12 protein-coding genes are annotated in these 14002 nt (G+C 68.7%); 3 read left to right on the top strand and 9 right to left on the bottom strand.

Annotation, left to right across the window (positions count from 1 at the left end):
- Nucleotides 1-22: 22 nt before the first annotated feature.
- The 7 genes from BN940_RS05400 to BN940_RS05370 all read right to left on the bottom strand — a co-directional run bounded on the left by BN940_RS05400 (nt 23) and on the right by BN940_RS05370 (nt 7058).
- Nucleotides 23-1390 carry an amidase gene (locus BN940_RS05400; protein WP_043680973.1) on the bottom strand — a complete coding sequence of 456 codons (1368 nt, stop codon included), beginning with the start codon at nt 1388-1390 and terminating at the stop codon, nt 23-25.
- Complete coding sequence (locus tag BN940_RS05395; RefSeq protein ID WP_052355629.1) at nt 1383-2141, bottom strand: SDR family NAD(P)-dependent oxidoreductase; 759 nt, start codon at nt 2139-2141, stop codon at nt 1383-1385. Before BN940_RS05395 ends, BN940_RS05400 begins: the two co-directional genes overlap by 8 nt.
- 117 nt (nt 2142-2258) lie before the next feature.
- The gene (locus BN940_RS05390) at nt 2259-3053 is read right to left on the bottom strand and encodes an alpha/beta fold hydrolase (RefSeq protein ID WP_198408291.1); all 795 of its coding nucleotides are present in this window, start codon (nt 3051-3053) and stop codon (nt 2259-2261) included.
- A 9-nt stretch (nt 3054-3062) separates the two neighbouring features.
- Complete coding sequence (locus BN940_RS05385; RefSeq protein WP_043680967.1) at nt 3063-3863, bottom strand: MaoC/PaaZ C-terminal domain-containing protein; 801 nt, start codon at nt 3861-3863, stop codon at nt 3063-3065.
- 44 nt (nt 3864-3907) lie between these two features.
- The gene (locus tag BN940_RS17845; RefSeq protein WP_052355628.1) at nt 3908-4354 is read right to left on the bottom strand and encodes a VOC family protein; all 447 of its coding nucleotides are present in this window, start codon (nt 4352-4354) and stop codon (nt 3908-3910) included.
- Between the two features lie 58 nt (nt 4355-4412).
- Nucleotides 4413-6083 carry a class I adenylate-forming enzyme family protein gene (locus tag BN940_RS05375; protein WP_158386231.1) on the bottom strand — a complete coding sequence of 557 codons (1671 nt, stop codon included), beginning with the start codon at nt 6081-6083 and terminating at the stop codon, nt 4413-4415.
- A 15-nt stretch (nt 6084-6098) separates the two neighbouring features.
- Nucleotides 6099-7058, bottom strand: coding sequence for an SDR family NAD(P)-dependent oxidoreductase (locus tag BN940_RS05370; RefSeq protein ID WP_084330528.1), 960 nt, complete (start codon nt 7056-7058; stop codon nt 6099-6101).
- Between the two features lie 102 nt (nt 7059-7160).
- Between BN940_RS05370 and BN940_RS05365 the strand changes: the two genes are divergently transcribed.
- The 3 genes from BN940_RS05365 (at nt 7161) to BN940_RS05355 (ending at nt 10483) form a co-directional block, all read left to right on the top strand.
- Nucleotides 7161-7871, top strand: a complete 711-nt coding sequence (locus tag BN940_RS05365; protein ID WP_084330527.1) for a TetR/AcrR family transcriptional regulator — start codon at nt 7161-7163, stop codon at nt 7869-7871.
- Between the two features lie 312 nt (nt 7872-8183).
- Complete coding sequence (locus BN940_RS05360; RefSeq protein ID WP_043680959.1) at nt 8184-9830, top strand: electron transfer flavoprotein-ubiquinone oxidoreductase; 1647 nt, start codon at nt 8184-8186, stop codon at nt 9828-9830.
- Entirely contained in the window at nt 9830-10483 is a 654-nt protein-coding gene (locus BN940_RS05355; protein ID WP_043680956.1) for a MarC family protein, read from the top strand. The genes BN940_RS05360 and BN940_RS05355 overlap by 1 nt, the downstream gene beginning before the upstream one ends.
- Nucleotides 10484-10652: 169 nt before the next feature.
- Here BN940_RS05355 and BN940_RS05350 read toward each other — a convergent pair whose 3' ends face one another.
- Nucleotides 10653-11966: an IS1380 family transposase gene (locus BN940_RS05350; RefSeq protein ID WP_043680954.1), complete on the bottom strand. Its 1314-nt coding sequence runs from the start codon at nt 11964-11966 to the stop codon at nt 10653-10655.
- 99 nt (nt 11967-12065) lie between these two features.
- Nucleotides 12066-13805, bottom strand: a complete 1740-nt coding sequence (locus tag BN940_RS05345) for a methyl-accepting chemotaxis protein (protein WP_052355627.1) — start codon at nt 13803-13805, stop codon at nt 12066-12068.
- Between the last annotated feature and the right edge of the window lie 197 nt (nt 13806-14002).

Raw genomic sequence — 14002 nt, 5'->3', positions numbered from 1 at the left:
TGTCAGGGCCGCATCCGCGGGGTCAGGTCCACATCGAATCCAGCGGGCCGCGATCGAACCCGACCGCTTCCTCGAAATCCTGCGCGGCATCGAGCAGCAGCCGCTCCGCTCCCGCCCGGACCACGAGCTGCGCGCTCACCGGCAGGCCGCCGGCCAGGCCGCAGGGCACCGCCGCCGCGGCGACGCCGCCCACGTTGAACGGCGCGGTGAACGGAAACGCGCCCCACAGCCGGTCCACGGCGACGCCGCGGATGAACTTGGGCCGCTGCCCCAGGGGAAAGGGCGGCACGGCCGTCGCGGGCGCCAGCACGACGTCGTAGCGGTCGAAGAAGGCGTCCAGGCGGCCGCGGAAATCGGGCAGCAGCGCGCGGGCGCGCAGGACGTCGTCGGGATCCAGCGCGACGGCGGCCTCGAGGGTGGATCGCTCGTAGCGGGTGAGCCTGTCCGGACAGAGCTTCAAGAGGTGCCCCCGTTCGCGGTGTTCCTCTTCGAGGACCAGGGGTCCGAAAATATCACCCCAGCCCTGGATCGGAGGATGATCTTCCTCAAGGGAATGCCCCATCTCCTCGAAAACCCTGGCGGCGCGTTCCACCAGATCGGCCACGGCCGGATCGACCGGCCGGCCCTCGGGCGCCGGGCAGTAGCACACGCGCAGGGGCCGCGTGTCCGCGCCGCGCTCGAAGCGCGCGCCGGCCAGCACGCCCAGCAGGATCCGCGCATCGGCCACGGACCGGGCCATCGGCCCGGCGCCGACGAATTCCGACATGCCGCGAAAGCCGTGTTCGTCGCCGCACAGGCCGGGCGACGGCTTGAGGCCGAAGATGCCCGAGAAGGCCGCGGGAATGCGGATCGAGCCGCCGCCGTCGGAGCCCACGGCGACCGTGGCGAGCCGGGCCGCAACCGCGGCCGCCGACCCGCCGCTCGACCCCCCGGCCGTGCGCGCGGTATCCCAGGGCGTCGCGGTGTCCGGCCCGAGCAGGTTCTCGGTCGTCGCGGACTGGCCGAATTCCGCCGTATTGGTCTTGCCCAGGAAGACGGCGCCGGCGGCGCGCAGGCGGCGCACCAGGCCGGAATCGCCCTTGGAGACCAGGCCGCGGTACACGTCCGAGCCCAGGGTGGTGGGGACGCCCGCGACGTGGAAGGCGTCCTTGATGGCGACCGGGATGCCGGCCAGCGCGGCGTCCGCCTTCCCCGACGCGTAGGCGCGCTCGGCCTCGCGCGCCTGCGCCAGCGCCAGGTCGCGGGTGGTCTCGACGTAGGCGTGCAATGCGCCGTCGTACCGTTCGATGCGCGCGAAGAACGCTTCGGCCACGTCCACCGGGCTGAGCGAGCGGTCCCGGTACGAACGCACCAGTTCCGCGATCGAGAGAAGGCTGACGTCCTTAGCCATGGGGATGGACTCCTCCGCTGATGCCGTAGACCTCGCCCGTGATGTAGCCGGCCTTGTCCGACAGCAGGAACGACACCAGCGCGGCCACGTCCTCGGGCCGTCCGATCCGGCCCACCAGGGAGCGGTTTTCCGCGTAGCCGTCGAAGAATTCGGCCGGATAGATCTTGCGCAGGAAATCGTTGTAGATCAGGCCCGGCGTGATGGCGTTGACGCGGATGCCGTGCCGGCCGTTCTCGGCCGCGGCGACGCGCGTCAGGGCCAGCACGCCCGCCTTGGCGGCGGAATAGGCGGCGCCGTGCTCGGTGGAGGTCTCGTAGGCCGCGATCGAGCTGATGTTGACGATCGCCCCGCTGCCGCGCGCGATCATGGCGGGCAGGATGTGGCGCATCGTCAGGAACGTCCCCGTCAGGTCGATGTCCAGGCAGCGCTGCCAGTCCGCCAGCGCCAGTTCCGCCACGGGCGCGATGGTGGACCAGCCGGCGTTGTTGACCAGCGCGTCGATCCGCCCTTTCTCGTCCAGCACCTGCGCGGCGCAGCGCTCGACCCCGGCGGCGTCGCTGACGTCGAGGGGGACGGCCAGGAACGGACGCCCGTATTGTTCGGACAGCTGCTGCGCGAACTCGCGGCAGCGGCGTTCGTGCGCATCCGTGATGACCACGTCGTAGCCGTCCTCGGCGAGCTGCCGGGCGATCGCGCTGCCGATGCCCGCGCCCGAGGCGGCGGTAATGAGTGCCACTTTGCCTTCAACCATTTCAACATCTCCTTGAGATCGAACCACTTCGAGATCGGACTGCCCGCATCGCGCGGCGGTCCGGGATCCCGGCCGCCATGCCCGCGGGGAAAGCGGGTAAAGGGGGGCGCCGCCGCCTCAGCCGGCCAGGGCCTGGCGCAGGGCCTGCGTCACCGCATCGGGGTTGTCCACGTTCATCAGGTGCCCGGCCTCGGGGATCGTCAGGAAGGCGGCGCCCGGCAGGGCGTCCAGCAGAATCGTCGCCGCCTTCTGGGGGCAGAACCGGTCGTGCTCGGCGCCGATCACCACCACGGGGGTCTCGATGCGCGCCAGGCGCGGCGTCAGCGGCTCGGCATTCAGGCCCATCATGGCCCGGGCGGCATTGACGTAGCCCCGGCCGTCGCCGACGGCCGCGAGGCGCGCGTCGACGATCCGCCCGAGGGACGCGTGCTGCCGGTGGAGTCCGGCCTCGGTGTCGGCCCGCAGGGCGTCCCGGAACGCGGCCGAGCCGGTGTCGGCGGCCTGGGCGATCCGGTCCTGGTAGAACTGGACGGCCGCGCGGCCGACGACCGACGAGGTCCCCAGCACCACCGACTTGCGCACCAGGTCGGGGCGTTCGGCGGCCGCCCAGAGGGCGATGGTGCCCCCCAGCGAGAATCCGACGACGCGGGCCGGCCCGGTGACCCGCTCCAGGAAGGCCAGCAGGTCGTGGCCCAGCTGCGCCAGGGTGCCGTCGGCCTGCCCCAGGGACGTCAGGCCATGCCCGCGCAGGTCGCAGGCATAGCCGCGGTACCGGCCGCCCAGGGCCTGCTGCTGCCCGCTCCAGGTGTGGCGGTCCTCGGCCAGGCCATGGACGAACACGACCGGATCCCCCGATCCTTCCACGGTGTAGGCGACGTCGATGTCGTTGAGGGTCGCTCGATTCATTTTCATGGCCTCGCTTCAGCCGAACACGGCCTTGCCGCCGCTCAGGACCGCCATGCCGTTGGAGAGGGTGCGGAAATGGATGCCCTCGGCCGCGCGCCCGGATTCCACCGTCAGCGCCTCCCCGGGCAGCACCGGCGAGGTGAGCCGGGCCTCCAGGCTGCGCAGGTCGGCCGGGTGGGCGCCGTGCTGTCGGGCGACGACGCGCGCCGAGATCCCGAGGGTGCACAGCCCGTGCAGGATCGGGCGGGAAAATCCGTTGGTGCGGGCGACCTCGGGGTCGATGTGGACGGGATGCAGGTCGCCCGTGAGGCGGTACAGGGCCGCCAGCTCGGGGGTGGTCGCCACTTCGGTGGCCTGCGTGAAGGCGAGGTCCGCCGCCGGCGCGGCCGACGGCCCGCGGTCCCCGCCCCAGCCGCCCAGGCCGGGCAGGAAGATGGTGTAGGCCGCGGTGAAGAATTCCGATTCGACCTCGATTTCGAGCAGGGCCGCCTTGCCCTTGTCGTAGACGTGGGCCACCCGGCCCCGCATCCCGATGCTGCCGGAGGCCGGCAGCGGCCGGTGGACGCGGATTTTCTGCGCCACGTGCAGGGACGACTTGGGATCGTAGGCGCCCAGCCGGCCCGCGGCCTCCACGGCCCACAGGCCCAGCGCGCAGCCGAAGGTCGGCAGCACGCGCAGGTTGCGTTCGTAGACCAGGTCGAGTTCCGCGGCGGCCGCCCCCACGGCGAGCGCGTACAGGATCGCCTTGTTCGCGTCGTATGCGGCCGCATGGGCGCCGAGGTCCTTCCCGGCCAGTTGAGCAAGATCGTTGGACATGGCTGTTTCCGGTGTCGGTGCGCGGGATCGTCCGGGGCCGGACGCTACTTGACCCATTCCTGGACCTCGACGAGCACGCCATAGCAGCTCGCGGGATGGATGAACACGATGCGGACCTCGGAGAAGACTTCGCCGCGGTATTCGTAGTTCTTCAGGACGTAGGGCTCGTCGCGCGTGAGCCGCACGCCCTTGGCCTTGAAGTGCGCGATCGCTTCCTCCAGGTTGCGCGTCCTCACGCAGATCTCGTGGATGCCCTCGCCGCGCTTCTCGATGGCCTGGGCCAGCGGGCCGGTGCCGGTGGCGTCGGCGACGATGGCGATTCTTTCCTTGCCGATCCAGACGCCGCGCTGGATCAGCTCGATGCCTTCCAGGGGCTCGGAGGCCAGGCCGTCGGCGGGCGCGGCGAAGATTTCGCTCAGCCGGTCGGTCGCCTTGTCCAGGTCCTTCACGGCGATGACGATTTCCTGCATGCTGTAGAACAACGGTTCCATTGCTGTCTCCCTATTTCCTCGGGTTGAAATCCAGATAAGAAGCCGAGACCAGACCCGGTCACCGGCCGGCGCCGCGGGACTCGATGGCTTCCCAGAGCGCGATCAGTTCCTTTTTCACCACCTTGCCGAATCCGCTCCGCGGCAGCCGGTCGACGAAATACACCCGGCTGGGCACCTTGTTGCGCGACAGCCGGTCCTGGCAGAACGCCCGGATGTCGGCTTCGGCCAGCATCTGCCCGCCCTCGGCCGCCACCACCATCGCCACCAGGTCCTGGCCCAGAATTGGATCGGGGATGGCCAGGATGGCCGCGTCGGCCAGACCTTCGTGGCCCAGCAGCACTTCTTCGACCTCGGCGGGATAGAACTTGAAGCCGCCCCGGTTGATGCGGTCGCTCTTGCGCCCGGTGAGCCGCAGCAGGCCGTCTTCCGCGCCCACGAAGCCGATGTCCTCGGTGTGCACCCAGCCGTCCGCGTCGATGCGCTTGGCCGTCTCCGCCTCGTTCAGGTAGTAGCCCACCATCTGCCCCGGCGCCCGCAGGAGCACCTCGCCGGATTCCCCCGGCGCGCATCGCCGGCCGGCCTCGTCGACCACGGCGAGCTCGGTCGGCCAGACCGGCCGGCCGATGGCCGTGGGATCGAGCTCCATGTCCGGGCCGAAATTGAGCGTCTGGCCGACCATCGTTTCGTTCAGGGCGTACCAGTTGGCGACGGCGGCGCGCGGCCAGCGCTCCCGCATCGTGCGGTAGAGCGCCGCGGTCATGGGGGCGCCGCTCGCGGTCATGACCTGCACCCGGGCGCCGCGGGAATCGTCGCTCGCCGGCCGCTGGCACATCATGGCGTAGTGGGCCGGCGCGCCCGCGTAGATGGTCGTGCCCGCCAGCGCCATTTCCCTTTCCTCGGCCTCGGGGTCGAAGCGGCGGCCCCGGTAGCTCAGGGGACATCCGGCCAGCACCGCGGCGTACAGCGTATTGACGATGCTGGTGGGCAGGTAGGCGGGCACGGGCGACTGGATCACGTCGTCCGGACCGACGGGCCGCCCCCCGCGGGGCGCGGGAAACACGCCGTTGACCATTCTTTCGGCCAGCTGCACGCAGCCGCCGTGGGTGATCATCGCGGCCTTCGGCCGCCCCGTCGTGCCCGAGGTGAAGGCGAGCAGCGCGCAATCGTCCGCCTGCGCGCGCACCCCTTCGGCCGGCGCCGCCCCGTCTCCGGGAGACGGCACGAGCCGGAAGGCCCCGTCCACGGCGGCGAAGAGCAGCAGGTCCAGCGGATCGCCTTCGGGCGGCAGGCCCTCGGGGATGAATTCCAGCAGGTCCTCGTCCTTGCGCGAGGACAGCAGCCCCCGGCTGGCGATCACGGCGCTCGCCGCGACGTCCTGGGCGAAGCGCCGGACTTCCGCCACGCTCAGGCGGTCGTCCAGCGGGGCGACGATGCAGCCGCCGTCGAGCACCCCGTGCTGCGCGATCACCACCTGGCGCGCGTCGGCCGTATCGACCCAGACCAGGACCGGGGTCCCGGGCCGGTAGGCGCCCGACGACCGCAGCCGCGCGGACACGGCGCGGGCGCCGTCCAGCCATTCGTCGAAGCGCAGGCTGCCCGCGGGCGAGCGGACGGCCACCGCCTCCGGCGTCGCCTGCACGCGCTTTTCCAGCAGATCCGGCAGGGTCAGCCGGCCCGCCCCCTCGAAATCGAGGGTCTTCAGGAATTCATGGATTTCCGTACGGTTCACGATGCGCTCCGGCACTCACTTGCGGTCCGTCAGAAGATCGACCAGAAGCGCCCATTCGGCGGGCCAGCTTTCCGGCGTCGTGTAGTCCGCTTCGCTGCGGATGCGATCGACGTGGCCCGCCACGTCCTCGACCGTCAGGGCGCCCTGGTCGATGGGATGCTTGAAGAAGCCCGGCGTGCGTCCGATGAAGATGCGCGCGACCGAGCCCGAGCCGGCGGACCAGGTCTCGCCGCTCCAGGGGCATTCGCGCGACGCGAAATAGCCCACCACGGGCGCCACCAGCTCGGGGACGACCATGTCCTCGCTGACCTGGTGGTACTGGGGCATCTCGACGTCCTCGGTGAGCTGCGTGGAGGCCATGGGAGCGACGGCGTTCACCCGGATGCCGTGGCGGGCGCCTTCGAGCTTGAGCACCTGCAGCAGCCCGAACACGCCGCCCTTGGCGGCCGCGTAGGGCGCGATGCCGCCGTTGCCGAAGAGCGCCACGCCGGACGTGGTGAAGACGATCCGGCCGTACTGCTGCCGCACCATCTGCTGGTAGCACGGCTGCGTCACGTTGAAGGCGCCCCACACGTGCACGTCGAAGATCGGCGCGGCGTCGGCGAGGTCGAGCTTGTTGAACGAAGTGAGCGAGATGTTGCCGGCGTTGTTCACCAGGATGTCGATGCGCCCGTAGGCCGACAGCGCCCGCTCGGCGATCGCCTGCCCGCCTTCGCGGGTGGCCACCGAGGAAGTGTCCGCCACGGCCTCGCCGCCCAGCGCGCGGATCTCGCGGACGGTGAGCTCCGCCGAACTGACGGGCGCGCCGTCGGGCCCCGGACGCATGCCGATGTCGTTGACCACCACGCGGGCGCCGCGGGCGGCCAGCAGCATGGCGTACGCCCGCCCCAGCCCGCTGCCCGCGCCGGTCACGATCGCGACCTGGCCCTCGTAACGGAAATCCCCAGCCGGCAAACCACTCGATTGATGTACCATGTCTCCATCCTCGCTAACCGAATTTTTTCTTGTATGCCCATACTCTAAGCGACGCTGCGCCAAAAAGCAATAGTGATGTCGCTTTTTTTAAAAAAACAGGAAATGCTGAAAAAAGCCCCGGAACCGAACCTTCCCCAGCCCACCACCCCGAAGGGGCGGGCGACCCTGGCCCGCATCCTGGCGAGCGGCAGAGAAATCTTCGGCGAAGCCGGCTACGTCTCGATGCGCATGAGCGATCTGGCGGAAAGGGCCCACCTCTCGATGGGCGCCCTGTACCGCTACTTCGACAACAAGGACGACGTCTTCCTGGCGATCATCCACGACATCCACAACGAGCTGTACGCCGCCAGCCGGCCGGGCGAGCGGCAGAGCTTCCGCGACCGCCCCGACGAGGCGATCCTCGAATCCAACCGCGGCTACCTGGGCCACTACCGCAACCACCGCAAGGTGATGCGGGCCTTCATCGAGGCGACCATGGTGGACCAGCGCTACGACGACATGTGGTGGTACATGCGCGAGCGCCACATCGTGCGGGTCGCCACGGCGCTGGAGCGCGACCACGGCATCACCGAGATCAACGGCATGCCGGCGCGGGTCTCCCTGGAAGCCCTGGCCTCGATGACGGAGCAGTCGGCCTACGTCTGGTACGCCCACCCCGACACGGCGGCGGAGATGCTGCCCGTGGACGACGCGGCGCGCATCGTCAGCGAAATCTGGTGCTGCACCCTCTTCTCCCCGCGCGGCGCGGGCCGCCAGGACCCGCCCGCGCGCAGCGAAGGGCGGCAAGGCCGCACGGACATGGAAAGAACGTGAAGAGAACATGGACAAGCCGCGGCATTTCGCCTGTCCCGATATGAACCGATCCTGGCCATGGCCGCGGCCGGGTTCTGCAATACAATGGCCCGCAACATGGCGGGGTCCGGCCTCGCCAGGATATTCTGAACAAGTCGAGCGGAAAGCGGGCGCCGCGGATCGGGATATGGGATGCAAGGCGCGAACCGCAGCCATGGCCGGCGCCATGGCAAGGACGAGCAACGCCGCAGACCGCCCGAGTCCGCAGATGCACGCGGCGCGGGGACTTGTCCAGAGTATCCTCAACGCTCATCAAGCAACGGGAATGCACCCATGACTGAACGTGAATCGATGGAATACGACGTCGTCGTCGTCGGAGGCGGGCCGGCCGGTCTTTCGGCGGCGATCCGCCTGAAACAGCTGGCCGCCGAGCGCGGCCAGGACGTCAGCGTCTGCGTCCTGGAAAAGGCCGCCGAGATCGGCGCCCACATCCTCTCGGGCGCCGTGATGGATCCCCAGGCCCTGACCGAGCTCATCCCCGACTGGAAGGAACGCGGCGCGCCGCTGGATGTGGCCGTCACCGACGACCGCTTCCTGTTCCTGACCGAATCGGGCGCGCGCGCCACGCCGGCCTGGCTGCTGCCGGACTGTTTCAAGAATCACGGCAACTACATCGTGCGCCTGGGTCACGTCACCCGCTGGCTGGGCGAGCAGGCCGAGGCCCTGGGCGTGGACGTGTTCCCCGGCTTCGCCGCCGCGCAGATCCTCTACACCGAGTCCGGCGCCGTGCGCGGCGTGCTGACCGGCGACATGGGCGTGGCGCGCGACGGCAGCCACACCGACGCCTACCAGCCCGGCATGGAACTGCTGGCGCGCTACACGATCTTCGCCGAAGGCTCGCGCGGCCACCTGGGCCGCCAGCTGATCGAGAAATACCGCCTGGACGCCGGCCGCGACCCGCAGAGCTACGCCATCGGCATCAAGGAACTCTGGGAAGTCGATCCCGCGCAGGCGCGCCCCGGCATGGTGATGCACACCGCCGGCTGGCCGCTGGATTCGGACACCTACGGCGGCTCCTTCCTCTACCACCTGAACGACAACCTGGTGGCCGTGGGCCTGGTCGTGGGTCTGGACTACGCCAATCCCTGGCTCTCGCCCTTCGAGGAATTCCAGCGCTACAAGACCCATCCGGCGATCCGCGCCACCTTCGAGGGCGGCAAGCGCATCGCCTACGGCGCGCGCTCGCTCACGGCCGGCGGGCTGCTGTCCCTGCCCAAGCTCTGCTTCCCCGGCGGCGTGCTGGTGGGCTGCGAGGCCGGCATGCTGAACGCCTCGCGCATCAAGGGCAGCCATTCGGCCATCAAGTCCGGCGCCCTGGCCGCCGAGGCCGCCTTCGACGCCCTGGCCGCGGGCCGCAGCCACGACGAACTGACCGCCTACCCGGCCGCCTTCGAGCGCTCCTGGCTGCACGCCGAGCTGAACAAGTCGCGCAACTTCAAGCAGTGGTTCAAGAAGGGCCGCACCGTCGGCACGCTGATGACCGGCATCGAGCAATGGCTGTTCAAGGGCCGGATGCCCTGGACCATCCACCGCACCAAGCCCGACCACGCCTGCCTGCAGCCGGCGGCCGAATGCGCGCGCATCGACTACCCCAAGCCCGACGGCAAGCTGACCTTCGACCGCCTCAGTTCGGTGTTCATCTCCAACACCAACCACGACGAGAACGAGCCCGTCCACCTGACGCTGAAGGACGACACGGTGCCGGTGAAGATCAACCTGGCGAAATTCGGCGGCCCGGAAGCGCGCTTCTGTCCGGCCGGAGTGTACGAGTTCGTCAAGACCGAGACCGGCGAGGACCGCCTGCAGATCAACGCCCAGAACTGCGTCCACTGCAAGACCTGCGACATCAAGGACCCGACGCAGAACATCGTCTGGGTGACGCCGCAGGGCGGCGAGGGGCCGGTCTACAACGGGATGTGATGGACATCACCTTCGCCACCAAGTTCCTGGGCGCGCTGTTCGCCATCATGAATCCGTTCATCATCCTGCCGCTGTTCCTGGCGGTCACGAGCAACAAGACCGTGGCCGAACAGCGCAGCCAGGCGGTGGCGATCCTGATCTACACCACGGCGATGTGCATCGTCATCTCGCTGGCGGGCAGCCACATCATCCGCTTCTTCGGCGTCAGCCTGGATTCCTTCCGCGTCGCCGGCGGGCTGGTGCTGAGCGGCATCGCGCTGTCCATGCTCAACGGCCAGCCGATCACCTCGCACGAGCGCGCCACCCAGGAAAAGAACGTCGGCGGCCTGGCGGCCCGCGCCGAGGTCGAGGACAACCCCGCCTTCTATCCCCTGACCTTCCCCATGATCGTGGGCCCCGGCACCATCGCCACGCTCATCATCTACGGCGCCCAGGCGCGCCATTCGGCGCAGTACCTGGGGTTCGGCATCGTGCTGGTGGCCGTGCTGGCCTCGGTCTTCGCGGTGCTGTATTTCGCCGCGTCCATCGGCAAGCTGCTCTCGACCAAGATGCGCGTCATCATGGCCCGCGTCATGGGCATGATCCTGGCGGCCATCGCCGTGGAAATGACCTTCGCGGGCACCAAGGCGCTGCTGCCGGGGCTGGCGCACTAGCCTGGACATTTCGTCAGCAAGCCTGGTGAAGTGATTTTCGGGTGGTCAGGCTGCTCCGGCGACGCGGCGGCGGGGATCGGCGGCATGGGAAGCGTTTTTTCAGTGCCGCAGGCGCAATTCCCCCTACCCCCGTTGTTTTATAGCGTGCCGGGGCAGCACTTTCTCAGCGCTACGGGGCCATGGCGCGGGCGGCATGCGCGTAGACATGGCGCAGCGGATGATGTGAGGCCAGCAGGATGCGGACCCGCCGGGTATTGCGCACGATGGCCGCACCGATCTTCAGCAGGCGTACCCGGATCGTGGCGGCGCTGGCACGCTCCAGTTCAGTCCCTCGCAGGGCCGTTTCGCGCAGGCGCTGCATCAGCGTATAGGCCAGGGCCGCCAGCAACAACCGGAACTGGTTGGCGGCGAACCGGTGGCAACTGGCACGTGTGCCGAACAGATCGAGCTGCGCCTCCTTGATGCGGTTCTCGGCTTCGCCCCGAGCGCAGTACAGCTGATCGTACAGCTGCATGGCATCGCCGTCCCGGATGTTGGTGACCACGAAGCGCGGGTTCACGCCCTGGGCGCCGTATTCGAGCCGGGTCAGCACGCGCCGGGGCCGATCCCACGACCCGGCCGCGTAGGTAAACTCGCTGACCAGACGTTGCTTTTTCCCAGTGCGCGCGTAATCGCCTTTGAGGATTTCCTCAGCCTGCCCGACACGCGCCTGAAGCCGTTTATTGCGTGCCAGGCCGATGACGTACTGCACGCCGCTGCGCTCACACCAGCGGATCAGCGGCTGGCGGCAGAACCCCGAGTCCCCACGGATGATGATCCTGACCTCGGGCCATGCCTGACGCAGCCGGTTCACCAACAAGCGCAGCACCGCCGCCGCGTGCCTGGCCCCGTCAATGCGGCTGGGGCGCAGCAGGCAGGCCAGCATCGACTGGCCGCAGAACACGTACAGCGGCAGGTAGCAGTGATGGTCGTAATAAGCATGGAACTGCTTGAGCTCCTGCTCACCGTGCAACGGGATATCCGAGGCATCCACATCCAGAATCAGCTCCTCAGGCGGCGTGGCGAAGCTGGCGATGAAGTGTTCGATGAGCACCCCATGCAGCGCCCAGGCGTCGGCGCGGGTAGCACCCGTTTCCAGACGGCTGAGCGTGGGTGAGCTGGCCAGGGGACGATCCCGTCCGACGGCTGTTTGCATCAGCAGGTCCTCACGCAGCGTATCGTGATCGTTCAGATCTTCGTAGCCGCAGCACAGGCCGTACAGGCGCTGGGCCAGCAGATCGCGCAGGCGGTGGTGGACCCGGCCCGCGGCTCGACGATCCGTCAGCGCCTTGGCCGCCATACGCGACAGGCCCGTGCGCGCATCAATTCTTCGCAGCAGCATCAGCCCGCCGTCGGAACTGAGGTCACCGCCTTGGAAATTCGCCTGCAAATGGCGGCGTCCAAGGCGTCCAAAGTTCAGTTCTTCAGTGGTACGATTCGGCATAGGCGATTCTTTTTGGTTGTTTGGCGTGAGAACCAATAACCATAAGCCCTCGGGCAAGAATCGCCTATTCCTTTTTACCCGCCTGACGAAATTTCCGGGCTAGCAGGCCACCTGGGCAGGCGCCCGAGCCGGCCCCGGGCGCCCGGCCCGCCGCCCGCGCGGGGGCTCCGTGGACGGGAGCCCCGGAGCCAACGCGGCGTCCTCCAGGTCCAGGCCATTCGCCCTGATCTGCCGGCGCAGTTCCACCGCGTCGGTTTCGGCATGCGTCCTGTCGTCCGGGGAGATCCGGAACACCATGATGTTGCTCCCGGCCTGGTCCACCTTGGCGCTCATCCGGGTCGAGGCGCCCGTCAGCACCTCCACCATCGAGGTATTTTCCTGCGTGATGCGGTCCAGTTGCTGGAGCGCGGCGCTGATCTCGTTCACGCCGCGCGCCTGCTCGCCGGCCGCGCCACTGATTTCTTCCAGCATCTGCTTGACGCGCTCGACGCTGGCGACCACGTCGGCCATCCGCGCCTGCGCCTGCGCCACGCTCTGGTTGCCCTGGCTCGCCCGCTCCTGGGATTGCTGGATCAGGTTGCGGATGTCCTTGGCCGCCGTCGTGGTGCGCTGGGACAGCGCCCGCACTTCGGCCGCGACCACGGCGAAACCCCGGCCGTGCTCGCCGGCCCGCGCGGCCTCGACCGCGGCGTTGAGCGCCAGGATGTTGGTCTGAAACGCGACGTCCTCGATCACCTTGGCGAAGGCGCCGACATCCAGGGAGGACTGCGCGATTTCCTTCATCACGTCCGAGACGTCGCGCGTGGTTTCCTGGCTGGCTTCCACGGCCCGGACGGCTTCCTGCGCGGCTTCCAGGCCCGCCTTGCTCACGTCCGAGGTCTGCCCCACCGTGCTGCTGATCTCGTCCATCGCGGCGGCGGTCTGGACCAGGTTCGCGGCCTGTGTTTCCGTGCGCGAGGCGAGGTCCGAGCTCTGGGAGGCGACGGCTTTCGCCATGTCGGAGAGGGTCCGCAGATCGTTACGCACGTCCACCATGACGGTGCGGGTCGCCAGGGCCAGCTGGCCGATGGGCAGCAGCAGCCTGCGCGTGGCGCCTTGCTCGGCCATCCGGACGAAGGCCGACAGATCGCAGCTCGCCAGGCGCTCGGCCACCTGCGCGACGTCGGCCACCGGCCGGATCGCGACGGACCGGATGCCGGCCAGCGCCACCCCGGCGGCCAGCAGGCCCGCCAGCCCCTCGCCCCAGGCGGGCGCGCCGAGCAATGCGGCGACCGGCGCGCCCGCGGCGGCCAGGACGACGAACAGGCCCAGCGCCGCCATCCGGCCGGGATGCAGGACGGCGCCCGCCAGGCCCGCCAGGCCCCGGCGCCTGAGCATGCCGTTCCTGAAGACGTGCTTCAGGCGCCGGCCGTTTCCGGCCGCCTTCGCGGCTTCGCCGCGCATGAGGGCGAACAGGTTCTCGGCTGTCTCGATTTCCGCGGGAGTCGGCAAGGTGCGGACCGACAGGTAGCCGACCGTTTCATGCCCTTTGCGCATGGGCGTCGCATTGGCCCTCACCCAGTAGGCATCTCCGTTCTTGCGCCGGTTCTTGATGATGGAGCTCCAGATCCCGCCCGCCTGGATGGTTTCCCAGAAGTCGCGGAAGGCCTCTTCGGGCATGTCGGGGTGCCGCAGGATGTTGTGCGGCTGCCCCAGCAATTCCTCGCGCCGATAGCCGCTGACGCTGACGAAATCGTCGTTGCAATAGGTGATCCGCCCCTTGAGGTCGGTGATGGAGATGAGCGTCTGGTGTGCCGGATACGCATGGACGTTTTGCGTGACGGGCAGGTTCTTGCGCATGGTTCCGCCTGGGTTTCGAGATGGAGCTGCTTGTTTGTTAAGCGTTTTCCATCTATTTCAAACGTAATGACGGCCACCCATGTCCTTATCGCTCATGCGGATTTTGCATCGTCACCTTGATGGGAACAGCAGTGTATGGGATATTCATAAAGTAATAAATAGCGGAAATATTGATTCACCTGTCAGCTTCCAATACC

It is taken from the genome of Castellaniella defragrans 65Phen, assembly GCF_000612685.1.
Classification (GTDB): Bacteria; Pseudomonadota; Gammaproteobacteria; order Burkholderiales; family Burkholderiaceae_B; genus Castellaniella; species Castellaniella defragrans.
Note: the sequence above shows the minus strand (reverse complement) of the source record. Positions and strands in the feature narration are given on the sequence as shown.